The following is a 22,715-nucleotide window of genomic DNA, read 5'->3' on the forward strand; positions in this document are numbered from 1 at the left end:
ATGGCTGCTGCGCTCAGTGCCTACGTCCTGATGTGGCCCGCGCTGGTCCTCGTCGTCATGGCCGCGATCGCCCGCGGTTTCGCCAAGGACGTCCGTGACGCCCGCCGCGAGGGCCGCGACATCGTCTGAGGACGCACGGAGCAGGCCCCGGCACCGCGATGCGGGCCGGGGCCTGCGTGCTCGGGAAGTGCTCGGGAGCGCAGGGCCGCTCCTGGTGCGGGCTCCCGCCTCGGCGGCCGTGCCGCTCAGCCGCGCAGACGCGCCATCCACGACTCGACGTCGTCCGGGGTGCGGGGCAGGCCGGCGGAGAGGTTCTCCACGGAGCCGTCCTCGCGCACGAGGATGTCGTCCTCGATGCGCACGGCGATGCCGCGCAGCTCCTCCGGGACCTTGAGGTCGTCCTCGCGGAAGTACAGGCCCGGCTCGATCGTGAAGACCATCCCCGGCTCGAGGTCCGCGTCGAGGTACATCTCGCGGCGGGCCTGGGCGCAGTCGTGGACGTCGAGGCCGAGGTGGTGGCTGGTGCCGTGGACCATCCAGCGCCGGTGGTACTGGCCCTCCGGGTCCAGCGACTCCTCGGCGGTGCCGGGGAGCATGCCCCACTCGGCGAGGCGGTCGGCGAGGACCTCCATCGCGGCGGCGTGGAGGTCCCGGAACTTTGCCCCCGGCTGCCCGGCGCGGGCGAAGGAGGCGTCGGCGGCGTCCAGCACGGCCTGGTAGACCTTGCGCTGGGCGTCGGTGAAGACCCCGTCCACGGGGAGGGTCCGGGTGACGTCCGCCGTGTAGAGGGAGTCGACCTCGACCCCGGCGTCGATGAGCACGAGCTGCCCCGGGCGCACCGCGCCGTCGTTGCGGATCCAGTGCAGCGTGTTCGCGTGGTTGCCGGCCGCGGCGATGGTGTCGTAGCCCAGGCCGTTGCCCTCCTCGCGCGCGCGGGCGCCGAAGACACCCTCGATGACGCGCTCGCCGCGGGGGTGGTCCACCGCGCGGGGCAGGTTGCGGACGATGTCCTCGAACCCCTTCGCCGTGGCGGCGACGGCGGCGCGCACCTCACCGATCTCGTAGGCGTCCTTGCGCAGGCGCAGCTCCGAGAGGGCCTCGGCCAGGGCGGCGTCCGCCTCGGCCGCACCCTCGGTCAGGCCGGCCTGGCTGCGCACCGCCGCCACCTGCGCCTCGACGGCGGCGTCGGCCTGCGGGACGACCCGGATCTGGACCTGACCCGCTCCGACGTCCTTGGCGAGGGCGTCGGCGAAGGCGTCGATGTGCTCGGTGCGCAGCCCGGTCTGGGCGGACATCTCCTCCAGCGAGGGGCGCACACCTACCCACAGCTCGCCGTAGCGGGAGTCGGCGTAGAACTCCTCGGTGTCCCGGCCGGCGCGGGGCCGGAAGTACAGGGCGGCCTCGTGGGTCTCCTCCTGGCCGTTCAGCGGGTGCAGCACCAGCACGGCGTCCGGCTCCTGCTCGGTGCCCAGACCGGTCAGGTGCGCGAACGCCGAGTGCGGGCGGAAGCGGTAGTCGTTGTCGTTGTTGCGCGTCACCAGCTGGCCGGCCGGGACCACGAGGCGCTCGCCCGGGAACAGCCGACCCAGCGCGGCGCGACGCGCGGCGGCGTGGTCGGCGGCGGGGGAGCGCTCGGGCAGAGCGTCCGGCCGGGGGCCCCAGCCGTCGGCGATGAAGGTGCGGAAGGCCTGGCTCGTGGGGCGCTGGGAGCGGTTGGAGCCGCGCTCGGTCAGCGGCTGCTCCTCGGGTGTGGGGGTCTGCGACTCGCTCATGGCTGCCATCCTCGCACCTCGCCGCCCGAGCGCTCACGGTCCGTAACGGCCCCGGGGACGTCGTACCCTGGCCCCTGTGTCAGCAGATGAGACGCGCATCGACCCCCACACCCACTCCGACGCGTCCGACGGCACCGACAGCCCCTCGGACCTCCTGCGGGCCGCCGCCCGCGCGCGCCTCGACGTCGTCGGCCTGACCGACCACGACACGGTGCGCGGCTGGGAGGAGGCAGCGTCCGCCGTCGGCGAGACGGGTGTGGCGCTGTTGCGCGGGGCGGAGGTCTCCTGCCAGCACCGGGGCATCTCGGTGCACCTGCTCGCCTACCTGCACGACCCGGCCGAGCCGCGGCTCGCCGAGGAGATGGAGCGCTCCCGGCGCTCGCGGCTGGACCGCGCGGAGACGATGGTCGACCGCATCGCGGAGGACTACCCGATCACCTGGGAGCTCGTGCGCGCCCAGGCGGCCGAGGGGGCCACCATCGGCCGCCCGCACATCGCCGACGCGCTCGTCGCCGCCGGGGTGGTGCCGGACCGGTCCACCTCCTTCGAGACGCTGCTGTCCGTGCGCGGGCCGTACTACGTCCCGTACCACGCGCCGGACGCCGTCGAGACCGTCGAGATGGTGCGCGCCGCCGGCGGCGTGCCCGTCATGGCGCACCCGCGGGCCGGGGTGCGCGGACGCGTGGTGACCGACGCCGTCATCGAGGCCATGACCGACGCCGGCCTGTTCGCCCTCGAGATCGACCACCGCGACCACACCCCCGCCGCCGTGGCGGAGCTGGAGGCGCTGGCCGCCCGGCTGGGCCTGGAGCGCACCGGGTCGAGCGACTACCACGGTGACGGCAAGCCCAACGTGCTCGGGGAGCGCACCACGGCGCCCGCGGTGCTGGAGAGGATCGAGGCCGAGGGGGCGCTCCCGGTGGTCCGGCCATGAACGAGATCGTCGACCTGACGCTGATGTCGACGACGTTCTTCACCCTCTTCGTCATCATGGACCCGCCCGGCACGGTGCCGGTGTTCCTCGCGCTGACCTCCACGATGACGGCGCGGCAGCGGGCGACGGCGGCGCGTCAGGCGACGGCGGTCGCGTTCGGCGTCATCCTGGTCTTCACCCTGTTCGGGCAGTACATCCTCAACTTCCTGCACATCTCCGTTCCGGCGCTGCAGCTCTCCGGCGGGCTGCTGCTGCTCCTGGTCGCGATGGAGCTGCTCACCGGCAAGTCGGAGGAGCCGAAGCCGTCGGGCAGCGGGGTCAACGTGGCGCTGGTGCCGCTCGGGACGCCGCTGCTCGCGGGGCCGGGGGCGATCGTGGCGGCGATGCTCGCGGTGGAGGAGTCGGACCGGTCGGTGGCCGCGTGGGTCGCCATCTCGGTCGCGCTGGTCGCGGTCCACGTGGTGCTCTGGCTCTCGATGCGCTTCGCCGGCGTGATCCACCGGGTGCTGGGCGACGGCGGGACCACGCTGGTCACGCGGCTCGCCGGCCTGCTGCTCGCCGCGATCGCCACCCAGCTCATGGCCGACGCCGTCTTCGCCCTCATCGAGCAGGAGACCTGACCCTCGCCCTCGTCGCGCCGGGGCCGTCGTCCCGGGACGGTATGGTGCGCGGGATCTGCACCGACGAAGGGACCGACATGGGCGCGCTGTGGCACCCGTTCTCCGACATGGCCGCCGTCGAGCGCGACGGCGAGCTCGTCCTCGCCCGCGGCGAGGGGGCGTACGTCTACGACGAGGCGGGCCGGCGGTACCTCGACGCGACCGCCGGGCTCTGGTACGCCAACGTCGGTCACGGGCGCCAGGAGCTCGCCGACGCCGCCGCCCGGCAGATGTCGACCCTCGCGGCGTACTCGAACTTCGGGGACAACGCGACCGTCCCGACGAACGAGCTGGCCGAGCGGCTGGCCGGCATCGCGCCCGTGGCGGGGAGCCGGGTGTTCTTCACCTCCGGGGGGTCGGACTCCGTCGAGACGGCCGCCAAGATCGCCCGGCGCTACTGGGTCGAGGTGGGGCGCCCGGAGAAGACCGTCATGGTGGGGCGGCAGAAGGCGTACCACGGCATGCACTACGCCGGGACGGCGCTCGCGGGCATCCCCGGCAACCGGGAGGGGTACGGCGACCTCGGGCCGCGCACGGAGTCGGTCGAGTGGGACTCCGCCGACGCGCTGCGGGCGACGATCGAGGAGGTCGGGCCCGACCGGGTGGCCGCGTTCTTCTGCGAGCCGGTCATCGGCGCCGGCGGGGTGTACGCGCCGCCGGAGGGGTACCTGACCGAGGTGCGCAAGGCGTGCACGGAGTACGACGTGCTGTTCGTCGCCGACGAGGTCGTCACCGGGTACGGGCGCATCGGCGGCTCGTGGTTCGCCTCGACCCGGTACGGGCTGGAGCCGGACATGGTCACGACCGCGAAGGGTCTCACCTCCGGCTACCTGCCGATGGGCGCCGTCCTCGTGGCGCCCCGCGTGGCCGAGCCGTTCTTCCGCGAGCCCGGCACGTGGCTGCGGCACGGGTACACCTACTCCGGGCACGCCACGGCGGCGGCCGTCGCGCTGGCGAACCTCGACATCGTCGAGCGCGAGGGTCTCCTCGACGAGGCGGCCCGGCTGGAGACCACCCTCGCCCGGGAGCTGGGCCCGCTCGCCGAGCACGAGCTCGTGTCGGAGGTTCGGGCGGGCACGGGCGCCGTCGCCGCCGTCCAGCTCGCCGAACCGGGTCGGGCGCCGGCCGCCGTCCTCGCGCTGCGCCGGGCGGGCGTCGCCACCCGCATGATGGGCGTGGGGGCCCTCCAGGTCTCGCCGGCGTTCGTCATGACGGACGAGCAGGTCGGCGACCTGGCCGCCGCCATGGGGCAGGCGCTGGACTCGCTGCAGTAGCGGAGCAGCGGCCGCCGGCCGGTGGAGGTCGGGGCGGCGCGATCAGAGCGAAGGCATCACAGGAACAGCTTCATGCCCTCGTAGGAGGCGGTGAAGCCCAGCCGCTCGTAGAAGCGGCGGGCGCGGGTCCGTCGCTTGTCCGTCGTGAGCTGGACCAGCGCGCAGCCCCGGCGGCGCGCCTCCGCGACGGCCCACCCGACCATCGCGGTGCCCAGCCCGGCGGCCCGGTGCGCGGCGCCGACCCGGACGGCCTCGATCTGCGCCCGCACGGCGCCCCGTCGCGCCAGGCCCGGGATGAACGTCAGCTGCAGCGTCCCCGCCACCTCGCCCCGCGCCGTCGCCACCACGAGGAGCTGGGCCGGGTCGGCGTCGACGGCGGCGAAGGCGTCGAGGTACGGGGCGAGATCACCACCCTCGCGGGTCGCGCCGAGCTGGTCCGCCGCGAGCAGGCCGACGATCGCCGGGACGTCCGCCTCGGTCGCACGGCGCAGGATGACCGCCCCGCCCTCGACGGGGAGCTCGGCCGGAAGTGCCATACGGGTCAGCATGCTGCGCCCGGACAGCGCGGCGCCCCAGGCGCGCCGCGAGGGCGTTCCTGGGGCGCCGGAGGAGCTGACGCCGTCTGGGTCAGTTCTGCGCGTCCTCGGCGGGCTTGCCGCCGCGGGTGCGGCGGCGACGGCGCCGGGGACGCTCACCCTCGCCGTCGTGCGAGCGGGAGCCCTCGCCGCGCGGGCGGCTGCCGTCGTGGGACCGGCCGGCGCGGGCGCCGTCGCGACCGCCGTCGCGACCGCCGCCGGACTCGCGCCCCCCACGGCCACCGCGGCCGGAGCCGCCGTGCCGCTTGCCCGTCTCGCCGAGGTCCTCGATCTCCTCGGCCTCGAGGCCGGCGCGGGTGCGGGCGCCACGGGGGAGGCGGCCGCCGGTGCCCTCGGGGATGCTGAGGTCCGCGTAGAGGTGCGGGGAGGTGTGGTAGGTCTCCACCGGCTCGGCGGCGCCGAGGTTCAGCGCCTTGTTGATCAGCGACCAGCGCGGCATGTCGTCCCAGTCGACGAACGTGACGGCGGTGCCGGTGTTGCCCGCGCGGCCGGTGCGGCCGATGCGGTGCAGGTAGATCTTCTCGTCCTCGGGGCACTGGTAGTTGACCACGTGCGTGACGTCGTCGACGTCGATGCCGCGGGCGGCGACGTCGGTCGCGACGAGGACGTCGATCTTGCCCGAGCGGAAGGCGCGCAGGGCCTGCTCGCGGGCACCCTGGCCGAGGTCACCGTGGATGGCGCCGGAGGCGAAACCGCGCTCGGCGAGCTCGTCGGCCACCTTGGCGGCGGTGCGCTTGGTGCGGGTGAAGACGATCGTCAGGCCGCGGCCGTCCGCCTGGAGGATGCGCGCGAGCATCTCGACCTTGTTCAGGGCGTGCGCGCGGTAGACCACCTGGCGCGTGTTCTTCACCGTCGCGCCCTGGTCCTCGGGGTCCTGGGCGCGGATGTGGGTCGGGCGCGTCATGTACCGGCGGGCCATGGCGACGACGGCGCCGGGCATGGTGGCCGAGAACAGCATGGTGTGCCGGGAGGCGGGCGTGCGGGACAGGAGGGTCTCGACGTCGGGGAGGAAGCCGAGGTCGAGCATCTCGTCGGCCTCGTCGAGGACGACGGTGCGCACGTGGGAGAGGTCGAGGATGCGCTGCTTGAGCAGGTCGATGAGGCGCCCCGGCGTGCCGACGACGACCTCGGCGCCCTTCTGCAGGGCGTCGATCTGCGGCTCGTACGCCCGGCCGCCGTAGACCTGCACGATCCGCACGCCGCGGCGGCGTGAGGCGGTGCTCAGGTCTTCGGCCACCTGCTTGGCGAGCTCACGCGTCGGGACGATGACGAGAGCCTGCGGGCTGCCCGCGGCCTCGATGCCGTCCCAGCCGTCCTCGCCGGGGCCGACGACGCGCTGCAGCAGCGGGATGCCGAACCCGAGGGTCTTGCCCGTGCCGGTCTTGGCCTGGCCGATGATGTCGTGCCCGCCGAGCGCCACCGGGAGGGTGAGCGCCTGGATCGGGAAGGGGTGGGTGATGCCGACGTCGCGCAGGGCCTCGACGATCGGTGCCTCGACGCCGAAGTCCGCGAAGGACTTCTCCTCGAGGTCCGCGACGACGACGTCGTCCGTGGTGATGTCGGGAGTGACCTCCTCGACGACGGGGGCGGGGCCCTCAACGGCGTCGAGCACGCCCGTGGAGATGTTCTGGTCAGACATGTAGCTGTGCCTTGTCGTCCGTGGCACGCAGGCGCTGCACCGCGCCGGCTTCTTCGGCCGGGGCGCATTGGCCGGACGTACCTGCTCGTGGCAGCCGATCGTGATCATGTCGCGCCGCGCGAAGCGGCTCAGGCTTGGGCTTCTACGAGACGACCGGGCAACCGTGTACCCCTCAAGGGTAGCGGGTGACGCGCGGCACCGGCAGGCCGAACGGTCGTGGTGGCCGTCACGGGGTCGTGACGGCGGTTCGACGCGGCCGGGAGCGTGGTCCGGGACAACTAGGGTGTTGACATGCCTCAGACCCACGACGACGTAGCCGAGACGACCCCCGCGAGGGCCGACGTCGTGGAGATGGTGGGGCTGCACGGCTTCGTCCAGCTCGCCGCGTTCGCCCGGCTGGCCACCGACGCGGAGCACGCGCCCGACCTGCGCGCCCAGGTGACGATCTCACGCATGGCGGCCGGGGAGCTGGCCGCGCTCGACCAGCTCGAGACCGTGGCCAGACGGGTCGGTGCCGACCTCTACGAGGCCATGGCGAGCTACAGCACCGTGCTGGCGGACTTCGACCGGCGAACCCCGCCGGGGGACTGGTGGGAGCGGGTGGTCAGGACGTACGTGGCGTACGGGGTGCTCGCCGACCTGCAGCGCGTGCTCTCGCGCGCCGTCGCCCCCGACGGGCGGCCGATGCTCGACGACGTGATCGCGGACAGCGGCTACGAGGACTTCGTGGTCGCCATGCTCGGACCGGTCGTCGCGGCGGACCAGCAGCTCTCCGCGCGGCTTGCCCTGTGGGGCCGCCGCGTGGTAGGCGAGGCGCTCGGGATCGCGCAGCGGCTGCTCGCCGAGCACCCGCTGCTGTGGTCCTTCGCGGACCGCCAGGACGGCGCCCGGAGCGAGGGCGACGACGCCGCCTGGCTGCGCAAGCAGCTCTCGGGCGGTCACGCCCGGCGGATGGGCCGGCTCGGGCTGACCGCCTGAGGGGTCAGACCAGCCCGATGCCCACCCGGCGCTGCTCCACGGGACCGAGCTCGACGTAGCCGAGAGCGTCGGCGGGGACGATGACGTGACGGCCCTTGTCGTCCTGGAGGACCAGGGACGTGCTTCCGGCGAGGGCCTTGTCCACCGCGGCCACGACCTCCTCCGGGCTCTGCGTCGACTCGAGGCTGATCTCTCGCGCGACGTTGCGCACGCCGATGGTGATCTCCACTGTGTTCCTCCTGCAGGTGGGTGGCGGACCGGTTCTCCCGCGCGGACGCGGCCGGTCCGGTGTGCTCGCTCCATCGTAGGTCGTGCGGACCACTCGGACGCGCGCGGGCGGCGACGTGCGCTGACGGCGAGTTCCGGCGCCGGCTGGTGCGTACCAGCGCGCGCGGGCGGACGTCGGTGGCCCCGTGGAGGCGATGAGAAGATGGGGACCGTGCGTGTCCGTTCCCGCCTGCTCCCGGCCGTCCTGCTGACCCTCGGTGCCCTCGTGCTGCCGCTGGGCGGTGCCGTTGCGGCGCCCGCCGTCCCGCCGGCCTCCGTCGGAGGCGCGCAGGCGCGCGACGACGACGGCGCGCTGCGGGACGACGAGGAGACCCGCGAGGTGCTCGAGGACGAGGCCGGCGACGCCGTCGGGACCGACGCGATCGGCCTGCCCTGGCTCTCGCGCACGGTGGAGCAGGTCGGTCTGGCGCTGCGGGCACGCGCCGGCCTCACGTCCACCGAGGTGATGCCGCGGAGCGCCTCCGGCGAGCTGGTCACCGTGCCGGGGACGGAGGACGCGCCCCGGGAGGCCGCGACCGTGCGCCCGGTGCGGGTGCAGGTCGAGGAGGGCCTGCCGGTGGACGGCAACGCGTTCGCGGACTTCGTCATGAGGGTCCTCAACGACGAGCGCGGCTGGGGGCACGACGGGTCCGTCGTGTTCTCCCGCACCGACGGGCCGAGCGACCTCAGCGTCGTCCTCGCCTCGCCCACGCTGACGGACGAGCTCTGCCGGCCGCTGCGCACGGTCGGGGAGTACTCGTGCGGGCGAGAGGGCCGCGCCGTCCTCAACGCCGAGCGCTGGTCCGACGGGGCGGAGCCGTTCCTCGACGGCGGCGGCAACATCACCGAGTACCGGCAGTACCTCGTCAACCACGAGGTCGGGCACCTGCTCGGCCGGCCGCACGAGGGGTGCCCGGCGCCGGGCGGCCCGGCGCCCGTCATGCTGCAGCAGACGATGCGGCTCGAGGGGTGCCTGCCCAACGCCTGGCCCGCCGGCTGAGTGCCGCCCGCGAGCCGTACGACCCGGATGTCGGTCGGGTGTGATGGCATCGGGGACATGGAAGACAGGGCCCGAGCCACCTCGCTCCGGCTGGTGCTGCCGGCGCCGCCCGGTGCGCCGCCGGCGCTCGACGCCGACCAGGCCTCCGCGGTCGCCTGGCCGGCCGGTGCCGGCAACCTCCTCGTCGTCGGTGCGCCCGGCACGGGCAAGACGACGACGGCGATCGAGACCTTCCTCGCGCGGGCGGACGCCTGCCCGCAGCCGGCGGCGCCCGGCGACGAGGGGGTCCTCCTCCTCGTCCCCACGCGGCGCGGGGCCGCGCGCGTGCGTGACGCCGTCGCCGCGCGCCTCGGCCGCACGACGACCCAGGTGCTCGTCCGTACCCCCGCCTCCTTCGCGTACTCCGTGCTGCGGATGCGCGCCGCGGCGCTGCACGAGCCGCCGCCGACCCTCGTCACCGGACCGGAGCAGGACCAGATCCTGGCGGAGCTGCTGGACGGTCACCGCGCCGGGCTGGGCGCGTCGGTGCGCTGGCCGGACTCCGTCGGGCCGGACACGCTCGCGCTCGGCGCGTTCCGCGACGAGCTGCGCGACCTCTTCATGCGCGCCGCCGAGCTCGGGCTCGGCCCGGAGGAGCTGGCGGACCGGGGCGAGCGGTACGGCCGGCCCGAGTGGGTCGCGGCCGCCACGCTGCTGCGCGAGTACCAGCAGGTCACGGCGCTCGGCGAGCTGACGCCGGACCGTGGGGCCAGGCTGGACGCGGCCCGGATCGTCGACGAGGCGACCGCCGCGCTGCGCGCCTGGGAGGACGAGGTGCCCGGGATGCCGCGGCCGCGCTGGTCCGCCGTGGTGGTCGACGACCACCAGGACTCCACGCTCGCCACCGCGCGCCTGCTGCGCACCCTGGCCGACGACGGTGCCCAGCTCCTGCTGTTCGGCGACCCCGACGCCGGGGTCCAGGGCTTCCGGGGCGGGACGCCCGCCCTCGTCGGGCTGGCCGAGACGCGCGAGCCCCTGGGCGGCTTCGCGGTACGGCGGATCGAGCTGCGGACGGCGCACCGGCAGGACGCCGGGCTGCGGGCCGTCACGGCCGCCGTGACCTCCGCGATCGGCACGGTCGGGGCCGCCGGCCACCGGCAGGCCGTGGCCGCCGTCGAGGCCCGGCCGGGCATGCCCCACGGCCTCGAGCCCGCCGTTCTCCGCTCGCGCGCGCAGGAGGGCGCCTGGATCGCGCGCAGGCTGCGGGAGGAGCACCTCTACCACGGCACGCCGTGGTCCCAGATGGCCGTGGTGGTCCGCTCCGCCGGTCACCTGCGCGAGCTCCGGCGCTCGCTGCACAGCTGGCGCGTGCCCGTCGGGGGGCAGGCCGCGCCCGGGGTGCTGCGCGAGGAGCCCGCCGTGCGGCCGCTCCTCGTGGCGCTCACCGCGGTCCTCGCGGGCGCCCCCGACGCCGACCAGGCGGTCGAGCTGCTCACCTCGCCGATCGGCGGGACCGACGCCGTGGGGCTGCGCGTGCTGCGCCGCACCCTGCGCGGCCTGGAACGCGCGGCAGGCGGGACCCGTCCCGCGGACGAGCTGCTCGGTGCCATCCTCACCGACCCGGAGCTCTCGGCCGGGCTGCCGCGTGCGGCGGGGCGCGGTGCGGCCCGGGTCGCCGCCGTGCTCGCCGCCGGCCGGGCCGCCCTGGAGCGACCCGGCGCGACGGCGGAGACCGTCCTGTGGGCGCTGTGGGACGCCGCCGGCCTCGCGGGGCCGTGGCGCGAGCGCGCGCTCGCCGGGGGGCCTGGCGCGGACCGGGCGGACGCCGACCTCGACGCCGTCATGGCCCTGTTCCGCGCGGCGGAGCAGTACACCGACCGCACCGTCGGAGGAGGGCCTGCCGGGTTCCTCGAGCACCTGACGGCGCAGGACCTGCCGGCCGACTCCCTCGCCGCGCAGGGGGTGCGCGCCGAGTCGGTGCAGCTGCTCACCCCGGCCGCCGCCGCGGGCGAGGAGTGGCAGGTCGTGGTCGTCGCCGGGCTGCAGGAGGACGTCTGGCCCGACCTGCGCCTGCGTGACTCGCTCCTCGGCTCGGGGGCGCTCGCCGACCTCGAGGCCGGCCGGTCCCAGGACGGGCGGCGCGCCTACGGCCCGGCCCGCCGCGAGGTGCTCGACGACGAGCTGCGGATGCTCGCCGTCGCCGTCTCACGCGCCACCCGGCGGCTGCTCGTGACCGCCGTCCTCGACGAGGAGGAACGGCCCTCCACCTTCCTCGACCTCCTCGCACCCGACCTCGACCCCACCGTGGTGCACACGGTGCCGCCCGCCTTCGACCTGCGCGGACTCGTCGCGGAGCTGCGCTCCGCCCTGGAGGAGCCCGTCCTCGACCAGACCGGCGCGGCACGCCGCGACGCCGCCGCCGAGCTGCTCGCGCACCTCGCCGACCAGGGGGTGCCTGGCGCCGACCCCGCCACGTGGAGCGGGCTGGCCCCCATGAGCACCGACGGCCCGCTGCGGCCACCGGAGGCGCAGGTCCCCGTCAGCCCCTCCGGGGTCGAGCAGGCGACCACCTGCGGGCTGCGGTGGGCGCTCGAGCAGGCCGGCGGCCGGGGCGAGGCCAGCACGGACCAGTCCGTCGGCTCCCTCATCCACGAGATCGCCGCGGAGCACCCGCACGGCACCCACGAGGAGCTGGCCCGGGCGCTCGACGAGCGTTGGGCGGAGCTGGGCATGGGCGACGGCTGGGTCGGGCGCCGCCAGCGGGCCCTGGCCGAGAGGATGGTCGAGCGGCTCGCCGGCTACCTCGAGTCGGTGCCGGGCGATGTCGACGTCGAGCGGGACTTCACCGTCGACGTCGGTCGCGCCCGCCTGGCCGGACGGATGGACCGGGTGGAGCACCTCGACGACGGCAGCGTGCGGGTGGTCGACCTCAAGACCTCCGCGAACCCGGTCAGCAAGGACAAGGCCGAGCAGCACCCCCAGCTCGGCACCTACCAGCTCGCCGTGGACTCCGGCGCCTGGGGCGACCTCGGCGCCGCCGGGGCCCGGCTCGTCTACCTCGGCGCGGGCCAGCGTGGTCCGACGCTCCGCGAGCAGAGCGACCTCGAGCAGGCCCCGGACCCCGCCTGGGCGGCGGACCTGGTCGCGCTCGCGGCCGAGACCATGGCGGGCGCGGAGTTCGACGCCGTGCTGAACGACCAGTGCCACCACTGCCCGGTGCGCACGTCCTGCCCCCTGCAGGACGACGGAGGACGGGTGACGCAGTGACCCAGGAACAGCTGACCCTCGAGCCGCCGGTGCCGGACGGCCCGGCGGAGTCCGTGGCCCCGCGCTGGTCGGCGGCGCAGATCGCCGACGCGCTCGGCCGTCCCCGGCCCACACCCGAGCAGACCGAGGTGATCGAGGCGCCGCTCGCCCCGCTCCTCGTGGTGGCCGGGGCCGGCTCCGGGAAGACCGAGACCATGTCCTCCCGGGTCGTCTACCTGGTCGCCAACGGCCTCGTCAGGGGCGAGCAGGTGCTCGGGCTCACCTTCACCCGCAAGGCCGCGGCCGAGCTCGCCCACCGGGTGCGCGCCCGGCTCCGGGCGCTGCGGGCGGCCGGCCTGACGCCGCCCGCCGAGGACGACGACGACCCGGCGGCCGGGAGCGGGCTCGACGTCGACCGGCCCCACATCGCGACCTACAACTCCTTCGCCGGGAACATCGCCCGGGACCACGCGCTGCGGGTGGGGGCCGACCCTGACGCGCGGCTCATCACCGAGGCGGGCGCGTGGCAGCTGGCCGACGACGTGGTCCAGGGCTGGGAGAGCGATCTCGCGTCCGACCGTTCGCCCGGCGCCGTCACCCAGGCGGTGCTCGGCCTGGCCGGCGGGCTGGGCGAGAACTTGCTCGACCCGGCCGAGGCGCGGGAGCTCCTGGCCGACCTGCGTGCCGACCTGCTCGACAAGGCGCCGGACCGGCGGAAGAAGCCCTCGGCGGACGTGCTCAGGATCGCCGCCGCCGTCGAGGAACGCATCGCCCTGCTGGACGTCGCCGAGGCGTACGAGCGGCGCAAGCGCGAGCGCGGGCTGATCGGGTTCGCCGACCAGGTGGCGCTGGCCGCCCGCATCGCCGACGCGGTGCCGGACGTGGGCGCCCAGCTGCGCGAGCAGTACCGGGTGGTGCTGCTGGACGAGTTCCAGGACACCTCCGTCGCACAGCTCGAGCTGCTCTCCAACCTCTTCGGGGACGGCCACGCCGTCACCGCCGTGGGGGATCCGAACCAGGCGATCTACGGGTGGCGCGGCGCCTCCGCCGCCTCCCTCGCGGAGTTCCCGGCACGGTTCCCGCACGTCGGGGCCGACGGCACGACCCGCCCGGCCGCGACCCTCGCGCTGAGCACCTCCTGGCGCAACGGCCGGAGGATCCTCGCCGCGGCCAACGTGGTCTCGCAGCCGCTGCGCGCCCCCGGGGCATCGCTCGGCCCGTCGGTCGAGGTGCCGGAGCTGCGCGCCCGCCCCGACGCCGCCGAGGGTGAGGTGATCGGCCTGTACGCCACCAGCCAGCGCGAGGAGGCGGCGCGGGTCGCGGAGTTCCTCGCCGAGCGCTGGGACCCGGCCGGCGAGGAGACTGCCGCCGTGCTCTGCCGCAAGCGCAGCCAGTTCGCCGGGGTGGTCCGGGCGCTCCAGGAGCGCGGCCTGCCCTACCGCGTGATCGGCATGGGCGGCCTCCTGGCCACCCCCGAGGTGGTCGACGTCAGGGCCGCGCTGCAGGTCGCCCACGACGCCTCCCGCGGCGACGCCCTGATGCGCCTGCTGACCAACCTGCGCCTCGGCATCACGGACCTGCACGCCCTGCAGGACTGGGCCCGCCACCTGGCCCGCCGGGCCGCCGTCGCGCTCAGCGTGGACGAGGACCGCCGGCTGGACCCGCGCGAGGAGTCGAGCCTCGTCGAGGCCGTCGAGAACCCCCCGGCCGCGGGCTGGACGAGCCCGCGGGGGCACACCATGAGCGACGCCGGCGCCGCCCGGGTCCGTCACCTCGGCGACGTCCTGCGCCAGATCCGATCTCTCGGCTACCTCTCCCTGCCCGAGCTGGTCGTCGCCACCGAGCAGCTCCTCGAGCTCGACATCGAGGTCGCCACCCGGGCGGGGTCGGCCGGGGCGGGCGCCGCCCGCGCCGCGCTGGACGCGTTCGCCGAGGTGGCCGCCACCTTCGCGGCCGACACCGACCGTGCGACGCTCGGGGCCTTCCTCGCCTGGCTCGACGCCGCGGAGGAGCGCGAGCGCGGGCTGGACGCGGTGGAGACCGGCGAGACGGAGCCTGACTCGGCCGTCGTGCAGATCCTGACCGTCCACGCCGCGAAGGGGCTCGAGTGGGACGTGGTCGCGGTCCCCGGCATGGTCGAGACCCAGTTCCCGGGCTACGACGGGAAGGTCCGGCCCGACCGCTCGGTGGCCAGCTCCGCCTGGCTGACCAACGTGGGCGAGCTGCCCTACCCGCTGCGCAAGGACGCGGACGCCCTGCCGCGGCTGGACGTGGCCGGTGCCGCCACGCACACCGACGTCGAGGAGGCCCGGGCCGCGTTCCGTGACGCCGCCGGCGCCCACCGGGTGGCGGAGGAACGCCGGCTGGCGTACGTCGCGCTGACCCGCGCGAAGCACACCCTGCTGCTCTCGGGCTCCTGGTTCCGCACCGGCAGGACGGCGCTCCCGCCCTCGCGGTTCCTGGACGAGCCGCGGCGGGCCGGGCTGCTGCAGGACGCCGGAACCGGTGCGTGGGCGCCCGAGCCGCCGGCGGACGCGGAGAACCCGGACACCGACACCCCGCCGGTGCGCTGGCCCGTCGACCCGCTCGGCGCTCGGCGGCCGGTCCGCGAGGCCGCGGCCGCGGCGGTGCTCTCCGCCCGCGCCCGTGCCCGGAGCGCTGCCGCACCCGACGACCTGCCGGTGGCGCCGAAGAGCCGGCCGCCGGGACCGGTCGCCGGCGACGAACGCGCCGCCCGGTGGTGGCACGACGCGGCGCTCCTCCTGAGGGAGCGGTCCGAGGCGTCGGCACGTGAGCGCGAGGTCACGCTCGCGGGGCACCTGTCCGCCTCCGCCGTGGTCAACCTCGTCTCCGACCCGCGCGCCTTCGCCCGGGACAGGCGACGCCCGGTGCCGAGCGAACCCACCCTCGTCTCCCGGCGCGGTACGCGGTTCCACCAGTGGGTCGAGCAGTTCTACGGGCACGCCGCGCTCATCGACATCGAGGACGTCGACGGCAGCGGCGAGGATGTGGGGGCACCGGCCCTCACCGACGTGGAGCTGGAGCGCTTCCAGCGCACCTTCGCCGCCTCGGAGTGGGCGCGGCGTGAGCCCGTGGCGGTCGAGGTGGACCTGGAGACGCCCGTGGCCGGGACGATCGTCCGCTGCCGGATCGACGCCGTCTTCGACGGCCCGGGCGGCGTCGTCGTCGTGGACTGGAAGACGGGACGTCCGCCGCGCAGCCCCGAGGAGCTGGCGGAGCGCGAGATGCAGCTCGCGCTGTACCGCCTCGCCTGGTCCCGCTCCAGCGGCACGCCCCTGGAGCAGGTCGGGGCGGCGTTCTACTACGTCGCCCACGACGAGACCGTGCACGCCGGCTCGCTGGACGAGGAGGAGATCGTCGTCCGCATGACGCGGGCGATCGAAGCGGGCCAGGCCGGCTGACGGCCTGCCGGGCCGACTGCGGGCGGGCGGGCCGGCTGCGGGCGGGCGGGCCGCCTGGCGGGCGCCGCTCAGCTGCTGCGCCGGTCCTCGTCCTCGCGCAGGAAGTCGGGGAGGTTCGAGCCGAGGTTCAGCTCCTCGGTGACGGCCCCCGCGTCAGGGCGCTGCCCGGCCGCGGTGACGCCGCCCTCGGCGTGCCCCTCCACTGAACCGCTCTGGTCGGCGGACCTTCCGCGGTCGGCGTCGTCCAGGTGGTCGGGATGACCGGGACTGTCGGCCGCGCGGCCGGCACCAGCCAAGCCCCGCTCCGGCCCAGGCACGCCAGCGGCGGCCGGGGTCTCATCGTCGACGTCCTCGTCCTCGTCGTCGCCCCGACCTTCGTCGTCGAGAGGGACGACGTCGGCACTGGCGACGCCCTCGGTCTCGTCGACGCCCCGGGTCTCGTCGACGCGTACGGTGTCGTGGAGGCGTCCAGTGTCGTCGACGTCCTCGTCCGACCACCCGGCGTCGTAGTCCGGGACGACCACCGGCTCACGCGAGCCGATCCCGGGGGCGTCGGATACATCGGCCGCGAGGGTGCGGAGCATGGCGGTGGCGTCCTCGATCACCGGCTGCTCGTCGTGCCGCACACCGTGGAGGAGCCACCGGGCCAGGGCGAGCTCGGACACGAGGAGCGCACGATTGAGGAGCGTGGCGTCGGCGCCCTCGGTCCGGGCGAGGGAGTAGGCCTCCTCGATGGCGTCGAGCGAGTCCTCCGGGGCGGCCGCCAGCAGCCACGCGAGGTCCTCGGCCGGGTCGCCGACGTGCACCTCCGAGAGGCTGAGCACCGCCGTGATCCGCCCGTCCTTGACCAGCACGTGCTCCGGCGCGAGGTCGCCGTGCACCGGCGTGGGACGGAACTTCCACAGGGCCACGTCCTCGAGCGCGTGCTCCCACCGGTTGAGCAGCACCGAGGGCACGCGGCCGGTGCGTGCGGCCTCGTCCACCTCGGCGAGGCACCGCCGGCGGTAGGAGTCGGGGTCGTACACCGGGAGCCCGGCGTCGGCGACGACTGAGATGTCGAGCTCGTGGAACGCGGCGATCGCCCGGCCGAGCTCGGCGGACAGGCCCGGCCCCGACGTCAGCCGGTCCAGCACCAGCGGCCGACCGACCAGGGCGCGGAAGACCATGGCGCGTCCGCCCTCCGGCAGGGCCGCGAAACCGACCGGCCGCGGCACGTCGAACGGGAGGCGCCCCTCGTCGACCTCCTTGGTGAGGTTCGCCAGCAGGGCGACCTCGCCCTCGAGCGCAGCCCCGGCCGCGGGATGGAGCGGCGCCCGGATCACCCAGTGGCGACCTCCGGCGTCGAGCAGACCGGTCGTCTGGTAGTCGCTGTTCGCGGTCTGCGGTGGGCGCGTCGCCACCACGTCCAGGCCGGGCACGGCCGTGGTGGCGAGGGCGGCGAGGGCGAGCGCTGAACGGACCACCCCGCCAACCTATGCGCGCGCGGTGCACGGTGCGAGGCTCACGCGCCGGAGACCTTCGGAACTGGGGCGCCACCGCCGAGAAGGGTGTGCCCGCGCCAGAAAGGAGGCAGCCCACCCGGTGGCGAAACCGGGTGGGCCTAGCGGTGAACCGGTGGAAGCGGTTGACCGCCGAGCACAGCCTACGACTTCCGGGCGGTCGCCGTCGCGGCCGTCCGCTGGTTGGCGGCGTCGCTGCGCAGCCACGCGGCGACGACGGTGACCCACGTCATCGTCAGGACGGTCACGATCGCCAGCCGGATCGAGGTTCCCCCGCCCGGCCACCACGCGAGCACGGCGGTGAGCGCCGCCGTCGTCCAGCAGTACGCCGCGCGTGCCCGCCGCCCCGCGCGGGCGAGCCGACGGGCGAGCACGACGCACGCCAGAATGGCGGCGTTGACCGCCAGGGCGGTGCCGACGTCGTGCCACAGGCTCTCCCTGGCATCGGCGGCGGTCGCGGCCGGGGCTCCCGGCGGGAAGCCGCCCGACGGCTCCACCCGGAACGCCCCGGCGAGGACCAGACCGGGACCCGCGACGGCGAGGCGGACCGCCGTGAGCCGTCCGCCCCCGAGGTCCTCTGGGAGGCGGTGGACGCCGGCGGCGCACGCGACCACCAGCAGCCCGGTCCCGACGAACGCCGTCACCTGCAACCAGCCCAGCTCGCCGTGACTGAGCAGGCTGAGACCGTGCCGGCGCAGGTCGAAACCCTCCCGCGAGGCGACCTGGGCCGCCGTCATCACCACGAAGAACGGCCCGGCGACGACGCCGCCGCCCAGCAGCGCGCGGGTCGCCGCTGATCCGGCTCGCGTGCGAGGTGGCATGCCGTTCCCCTGCGTTCGGCGGACGCCTCCATGGTGGCAGAGACAGTGCCTGCCATCCTCACGAGAACCGGTGCCGCCCGGGACGAAAACTGCGTCCGTTCCCCGCCGGGGCGGCAGGCGCCGCCACTACCGTTCCCTCGTGGGAGGTGTCGCACGGCGGGTCGTCAGCGTGGTCTTCGCGGACCTCGTCGGCTTCACCGCGCTGTCCGAGCGGCTCGACGCCGAGGACGTCGCCCGGATCCAGGACGAGTTCTTCGCCCGCGCGACCGCCGCGCTCCAGGAGCACGGAGGGGTCGTCGAGAAGTACATCGGCGACGCCGTCATGGCGACCTTCGGGGTCGCGCTGGCCTCGGACGACGACGCCGTCCGGGCGGTCCGGGCCGCCACCGAGCTCAGGAACGCTGCCCGCCGGACCGAGGCGCCGCTGGGGCTGGTCGCCGGCACCCTGGACCTCCGGGTCGGCGTCAACACGGGCGAGGTCGTCGTCTCCCGGGTCGGCGACGGCTGGCGCGTCACGGGCGACGTGGTCAACACGGCCGCGCGCCTGCAGGCCGCGGCTTCCCCGGGCGAGGTGCTGCTCGGGCCGGAGACCGCCTTCGGCGTCGCCCACGCGTTCGCGCTCGAACCGGCGGGCGAGGTGACGCTGCGCGGGAAGGCGCAGCCGGTGTCCGTCTGGCGACCGGTCGGCAGGCACGCCGTCGCCCGCCGGGGCCTGGCCGCGCTCGGGCTCCACGCCCCGACGCTGGGTCGCGGGCGCATCCTCGAGGACCTCCTCGGCCGGCTCGCCCCGGCCGACGTCCCGGGCCCTGGCGCCGCCCGGCGTCGTGCCGTGCTCGTGGTGGCCCCGCCCGGGGTCGGGAAGTCGCGCCTGGCCGAGGAGGTGTGCCTGCGGGCGGCGGCGGCCGGGCACCCCACCCTCGTCGCGCGGGCCGGTGGGGCGACGGGTGGAACGGCGGGCGGGTACGGGGCGGTCGCCCAGCTCGTGCGGGGGGCGCTCGCCGTCACCGGCGCGGGGTCGACGGCGGAGGCCGCGACCGCGGCCGGCGCCGCATGTTCCGCGGGTCACGCAGGTCCTGCAGGTTCGGCAGCTTCCGCACCTCCCGCAGGTCCGGGGGGCCAGGACGGGGTGGCGGCGTGGCCCGAGGGCAAGGGCTTCGGGGCCGAGCACGCGCGCACCGCGGCGGGGCACGTGCGCGCCCTGCTGGACGGCCGGACGCTCACCGCGGAGCCGGCAGACCTGTTCACCTCCTGGGTGTCCGTGCTCGACGCAGTGCCGGGGCCGGAGCCGTTGTGGGTGGTCGAGGACGTCCACGCCGCGGGTCCGGACCTGCGCGCCTTCCTGGCCCACGTCCTCACGGACCCAGGACGTGGTCTCGTGGTGCTCACGGCCCGCCCCGACGCCTCCCTCACCGACGCCGGCCCGCTCGCGACGGTCCCGGTGCTGCACCTGGCGGCGCTCGACGGCCACGACACGGAGGCGCTCGTGCACTCCCTGGTCGGCCCCGGGGCCGTACCGGAGCGGTACGTGCGGGGGATCGTCCGGGTCTCCGGCGGCAACCCGCTCTTCGTCGAGGAGCTGCTGCGCTCGTGGATCCTCGGCGGGGTGCTGAGGCCCCGGGAGGGCGGCTGGGTCTTCGACGGTGAGCTCGAGCCGGCGCTGCCGACGACCGTCCACGCCATCTACCAGGCGCAGCTCGACCGGCTCGCCCCCGGGTCCCGGGCCGTCGTCGAACGCGGCTCGGTGCCCGGCACCACCTTCCCCTCGGCGGCCCTGCCCGCCCTCGGGGTGGACGACGCCTCCCCGGCGCTCGACGCCCTCACCCGGGCGGGCCTGCTCAGCGGTCCGCACGACGGCCTCGTCCTCGACACCTCCTACAGCTACCGCCACGCCCTCCTGCGCGACACCGCCTACGCGTCTCTCGCCCGGGGGCAGCGGGCGCAGCTGCACGCGCGGTTCGCCGAGTGGGTGCGCGAGCGAGGGCCCGCCGAGCTCGTGGGTCTGCACCTCGCCCTCGCCCTCGACTCGTTGCCCGGCACCGCCGCCGACCTGGACGGCCGTCAGCCCGGTGACGTCGCCGACGAGGCCGCCCGGTGGCTGGAGCGGGCCGCCGCCGAGCAGCTCGTCCCAGCACCGCAGCGCGCCGCCGAGCTGCTGGGCAAGGCGCTCGACGTCGCTCCCGGCGCGCCCGGTCTCGTACGGCTGCGCCGCACGCTGGCCCGCGCCGAGGCACTGCGACGGTCCGGCCGCCTCGCCGACGCCATGGTGACGTTCCGCGACGGCGGCACCCTCGCCCGCGAGGTCGGCGCCCCGGCTGGCCTGGCGGAGGCGGCGCTCGGGTACGAGAACGCCCTCTTCGCCAGCCGCCTGCCCCGGGAGACCTGGGGCGAGGACGGCCTCGTGCTGCTCCGTGCCGCGCTGGAGTCCGGGCAGGTGGACGGTGCGGAGGGCACCGAGAACCTCGGTGCTCCGTTGCCCGGCGGCGGCACACCGCCTCACGCCGGGTCGCCCGCCGGGGCCGCCGCGTCGACACGTACCGGCGCTGCCTCCGGCACCCGCGCCGAGGTCCGCCTGCTCGCCGCGCTCGGCCGGGCGCTCGTCTACTCCGGCAGGCGCGGTGAGGGCGTCGCCGCCGCGGCCGAGGCGGTCCGGCTCGCCGAGGCCGCGGGTGACGCGGCGGCGGTCGCCGAGTGCTCGCTCGCGCAGCGGGCCGGCCTGGCGAGCCCGGCGCACCTGGGCGAGCGGCTGGCCGGGCTCGACCGCGCCGTCGCCGCCGCGGCGCTCACCGACGACGGCGAGCTGCAGCTCGAGGCCGCCCGCCTCCAGCTGGTCGACGCGCTCGAGGCTGGGGATGTCGCCCTCGCCGGCGAGGCGCAGCGCCGCGCCACCGAGCTGGCGACCCACCTGGGCCGGCCGCTGTACCTCTGGTACCCGCCGATGTGGGAGGCGATGCACGCGCTCCTCGCCGGCAGCTACGCGGCGGCGCCCGGCCTGATCGACGCGTTCTCCGAGCAGGCCCACCGCTCCCACTACGCCGACGCGGGGATGGTGCGGACCATCCAGCTGCTCGAGCTGCAGCTCATGACGGGCGGCGCGCCGCAGGCCGTCGCCGAGGTCGAGGCTCTCGCCGAGGAGGCGCCGGACCGGTGGAGCTTCGCCGTCGCCGTCGTGCACGCCCGCGCGGGTGACGCCGTCGCGGCGCGAAGGGCGCTCGACCGGTACACCAGGGCCGACCTCAAGAACGTCGCCGACGACCTCAGCCGCAGCACGACCCTCGCCTACCTCGCCGAGGCGGCGACCGCCGTCGGGACGCCGCAGGAGTGCCGAGGGGTGGCGCAGCTGCTCCAGCCGTGGAGCGGGCACGTCGTCGTGCTCGGCTCAGGTGCGCTGTGCCTGGGTGCGGCGGACCACTTCCTCGGGGTCGCGCTGCGGGCGGCGGGGGAGACGGACGCCGCGGTCCGGCACCTGCGGGCGGCCGTCGAGCAGAACGACGCCCTCGGCGCGGCGGGGCGTGCTGCGTGGTCACGGGCGGAGCTGGGGCGCACCATGCGGGGGGACGGACGGCCGGGAGCGACCGAGCTGTTGCGGCGCGCCCGGGCGGACGCCGTCGCGCTCGGCCTGGCGCCGCTGGGCCGGGCACTGGAGCAGGGATGAACCATCGGGAGCAGCGGTGATCGACGACGCGGCACGACTGATCGGGCGGGAGTGGGCCGCCTTCCTCGAGCTCCTCGGGGGAAGTTCCTGGGACTCGCCGACGCGGCTGGCGGGGTGGACGGTGGAGGACCTGGCGCGTCACGTGCACTGGGGCATGACGCTCGAGGCCGACGCCCTCGAGATCGCCGCGGGCAGCGACGACGGGCACGTCGATGGCCACGGCGGCGCGGTTCACGGCGGCACGTCGGTCGGTGAACGACGTGCGGCGGGGGTCGACCTCGAGGGGCCCCGCGACCAGATCGTCCCGGCGCTGAGGCGTGCGCGGGCGCGTCTCCTTGCGGCCCTCGCCGCGGTACCGACGGAGCCGGGCACGGTGCTGCCCATGCCTTACGGGGACGTCCCGCTCGAGCTGGGACTGCAGGTCTTCGTCATGGAGGCGGCGGTGCACCGCAGCGACCTCGCCCACGCCGTCGGGGCCGACGGCCTCCTCGCCCCGGACGCGCACGCCGCGGCGGCGACGGTGCTGCAGGCTTTCTGGCCCGCGCTCGCGGCGGCCGCCGTCGCCACGCCGCCGCCCGGCACCGCCTTCCTGCTGCGCGGGACGACGGTGCGGGTCGAGGTCGAGTACGACGGCGCCGGCTGGGGCCCGCCGTCCGGGCCGCCCGCCGTCGTCGTCAGCGGTGACGATGACGCGGTCCTGCTCGCCGGGTACGGGCGCGTGCCGATGGACGCGGCTCCGGTCAGGGTCGAGGGGGACCGGGCGCTGGCGCGGCGCCTGAAGGAGTTCGTCCCGGGGCCGTGACTTGGGTGGTCGGGAGCCTCGCTGAGGCTCGTCGCCCCACGCGACCCGGGACGGAGCGTCTGGCCCCCTTGGCACGGGTCTGGCGCTACGCCGTTGTCCACAGGCTCGGACCGCGTCTACCGCCGGGAGGTTTCCTCCGCTAGTTTCCGGGAATGACCGGTTTGGGCCGGTCTGC

16 protein-coding genes are annotated in these 22,715 nt (G+C 75.8%); 10 read left to right on the top strand and 6 right to left on the bottom strand.

Features of this window, described 5'->3' with window-relative positions:
* Positions 1 to 129, top strand: coding sequence for a putative transporter small subunit (locus ATJ97_RS20100; RefSeq protein WP_098484477.1), 129 nt, complete (start codon positions 1 to 3; stop codon positions 127 to 129).
* Between the two features lie 116 nt (positions 130 to 245).
* Here the strand turns inward: ATJ97_RS20100 and ATJ97_RS15315 are convergent, their stop codons facing one another.
* Positions 246 to 1,772, bottom strand: a complete 1,527-nt coding sequence (locus tag ATJ97_RS15315; protein WP_098484478.1) for an aminopeptidase P family protein — start codon at positions 1,770 to 1,772, stop codon at positions 246 to 248.
* A 76-nt stretch (positions 1,773 to 1,848) separates the two neighbouring features.
* Here ATJ97_RS15315 and ATJ97_RS15320 point away from each other — a divergent pair, with 76 nt between their 5' ends.
* The 3 genes from ATJ97_RS15320 (at position 1,849) to ATJ97_RS15330 (ending at position 4,639) form a co-directional block, all read left to right on the top strand.
* On the top strand, positions 1,849 to 2,706 hold the full coding sequence (locus ATJ97_RS15320; RefSeq protein WP_098484479.1) for a PHP domain-containing protein: 858 nt from the start codon (positions 1,849 to 1,851) through the stop codon (positions 2,704 to 2,706).
* A complete protein-coding gene (locus ATJ97_RS15325) occupies positions 2,703 to 3,326 on the top strand; it encodes a MarC family protein (RefSeq protein WP_098484480.1) in 624 nt (207 codons plus the stop codon). The genes ATJ97_RS15320 and ATJ97_RS15325 overlap by 4 nt, the downstream gene beginning before the upstream one ends.
* 77 nt (positions 3,327 to 3,403) lie before the next feature.
* Positions 3,404 to 4,639 carry an aminotransferase family protein gene (locus ATJ97_RS15330; protein WP_098485518.1) on the top strand — a complete coding sequence of 412 codons (1,236 nt, stop codon included), beginning with the start codon at positions 3,404 to 3,406 and terminating at the stop codon, positions 4,637 to 4,639.
* Positions 4,640 to 4,695: 56 nt separating this feature from the next.
* On the opposite strand, the gene ATJ97_RS15335 is transcribed toward ATJ97_RS15330, so the two are convergent.
* Together ATJ97_RS15335 and ATJ97_RS15340 are read right to left on the bottom strand one after the other, a co-directional pair.
* A complete protein-coding gene (locus ATJ97_RS15335) occupies positions 4,696 to 5,175 on the bottom strand; it encodes a GNAT family N-acetyltransferase (RefSeq protein WP_098484481.1) in 480 nt (159 codons plus the stop codon).
* 91 nt (positions 5,176 to 5,266) lie between these two features.
* Entirely contained in the window at positions 5,267 to 6,874 is a 1,608-nt protein-coding gene (locus ATJ97_RS15340) for a DEAD/DEAH box helicase (protein WP_098484482.1), read from the bottom strand.
* Between the two features lie 291 nt (positions 6,875 to 7,165).
* Between ATJ97_RS15340 and ATJ97_RS15345 the strand changes: the two genes are divergently transcribed.
* Complete coding sequence (locus ATJ97_RS15345) at positions 7,166 to 7,852, top strand: ferritin-like fold-containing protein (protein WP_098484483.1); 687 nt, start codon at positions 7,166 to 7,168, stop codon at positions 7,850 to 7,852.
* A gap of 4 nt (positions 7,853 to 7,856) precedes the next feature.
* On the opposite strand, the gene ATJ97_RS15350 is transcribed toward ATJ97_RS15345, so the two are convergent.
* The gene (locus ATJ97_RS15350; RefSeq protein WP_098484484.1) at positions 7,857 to 8,081 is read right to left on the bottom strand and encodes a DUF3107 domain-containing protein; all 225 of its coding nucleotides are present in this window, start codon (positions 8,079 to 8,081) and stop codon (positions 7,857 to 7,859) included.
* Positions 8,082 to 8,291: 210 nt separating this feature from the next.
* Here ATJ97_RS15350 and ATJ97_RS20105 point away from each other — a divergent pair, with 210 nt between their 5' ends.
* Genes ATJ97_RS20105 through ATJ97_RS15365 form a run of 3 tightly spaced genes read left to right on the top strand, consistent with a single transcriptional unit; the run spans position 8,292 to position 15,766 of the window.
* A complete protein-coding gene (locus ATJ97_RS20105) occupies positions 8,292 to 9,119 on the top strand; it encodes a DUF3152 domain-containing protein (RefSeq protein ID WP_245862602.1) in 828 nt (275 codons plus the stop codon).
* Between the two features lie 57 nt (positions 9,120 to 9,176).
* On the top strand, positions 9,177 to 12,365 hold the full coding sequence (locus tag ATJ97_RS15360; protein WP_098484485.1) for an ATP-dependent DNA helicase: 3,189 nt from the start codon (positions 9,177 to 9,179) through the stop codon (positions 12,363 to 12,365).
* On the top strand, positions 12,362 to 15,766 hold the full coding sequence (locus ATJ97_RS15365; RefSeq protein ID WP_245862604.1) for an ATP-dependent helicase: 3,405 nt from the start codon (positions 12,362 to 12,364) through the stop codon (positions 15,764 to 15,766). The genes ATJ97_RS15360 and ATJ97_RS15365 overlap by 4 nt, the downstream gene beginning before the upstream one ends.
* A 68-nt stretch (positions 15,767 to 15,834) precedes the next feature.
* Here the strand turns inward: ATJ97_RS15365 and ATJ97_RS20705 are convergent, their stop codons facing one another.
* Positions 15,835 to 17,229 carry a phosphotransferase gene (locus ATJ97_RS20705; RefSeq protein ID WP_211287254.1) on the bottom strand — a complete coding sequence of 465 codons (1,395 nt, stop codon included), beginning with the start codon at positions 17,227 to 17,229 and terminating at the stop codon, positions 15,835 to 15,837.
* Between the two features lie 179 nt (positions 17,230 to 17,408).
* Positions 17,409 to 18,086, bottom strand: a complete 678-nt coding sequence (locus ATJ97_RS15375) for a DUF998 domain-containing protein (RefSeq protein ID WP_098484486.1) — start codon at positions 18,084 to 18,086, stop codon at positions 17,409 to 17,411.
* A gap of 139 nt (positions 18,087 to 18,225) precedes the next feature.
* Between ATJ97_RS15375 and ATJ97_RS15380 the strand changes: the two genes are divergently transcribed.
* Together ATJ97_RS15380 and ATJ97_RS19880 are read left to right on the top strand one after the other, a co-directional pair.
* Positions 18,226 to 21,738 (top strand): adenylate/guanylate cyclase domain-containing protein, encoded by a 3,513-nt coding sequence (locus ATJ97_RS15380; protein ID WP_170037496.1) that lies wholly within the window; start codon positions 18,226 to 18,228, stop codon positions 21,736 to 21,738.
* Positions 21,739 to 21,754: 16 nt separating this feature from the next.
* Positions 21,755 to 22,540, top strand: coding sequence for a maleylpyruvate isomerase family mycothiol-dependent enzyme (locus ATJ97_RS19880; RefSeq protein WP_170037499.1), 786 nt, complete (start codon positions 21,755 to 21,757; stop codon positions 22,538 to 22,540).
* Positions 22,541 to 22,715 lie beyond the last annotated feature (175 nt).

Source organism: Georgenia soli, from assembly GCF_002563695.1.
GTDB classification, from domain to species: domain Bacteria; phylum Actinomycetota; class Actinomycetes; order Actinomycetales; family Actinomycetaceae; genus Georgenia; species Georgenia soli.

Bases quoted from the DNA above. Each gene is read 5' to 3' on its own strand.
- ATJ97_RS20100 (WP_098484477.1), top strand. From the start codon at position 1: ATGGCTGCTGCGCTCAGTGCCTACGTCCTGATGTGGCCCGCGCTGGTC.
- ATJ97_RS15315 (WP_098484478.1), bottom strand. From the start codon at position 1,772: ATGAGCGAGTCGCAGACCCCCACACCCGAGGAGCAGCCGCTGACCGAG.
- ATJ97_RS15325 (WP_098484480.1), top strand. From the start codon at position 2,703: ATGAACGAGATCGTCGACCTGACGCTGATGTCGACGACGTTCTTCACC.
- ATJ97_RS15330 (WP_098485518.1), top strand. From the start codon at position 3,404: ATGGGCGCGCTGTGGCACCCGTTCTCCGACATGGCCGCCGTCGAGCGC.
- ATJ97_RS15335 (WP_098484481.1), bottom strand. From the start codon at position 5,175: ATGGCACTTCCGGCCGAGCTCCCCGTCGAGGGCGGGGCGGTCATCCTG.
- ATJ97_RS15340 (WP_098484482.1), bottom strand. From the start codon at position 6,874: ATGTCTGACCAGAACATCTCCACGGGCGTGCTCGACGCCGTTGAGGGC.
- ATJ97_RS15345 (WP_098484483.1), top strand. From the start codon at position 7,166: ATGCCTCAGACCCACGACGACGTAGCCGAGACGACCCCCGCGAGGGCC.
- ATJ97_RS15360 (WP_098484485.1), top strand. From the start codon at position 9,177: ATGGAAGACAGGGCCCGAGCCACCTCGCTCCGGCTGGTGCTGCCGGCG.
- ATJ97_RS15375 (WP_098484486.1), bottom strand. From the start codon at position 18,086: ATGCCACCTCGCACGCGAGCCGGATCAGCGGCGACCCGCGCGCTGCTG.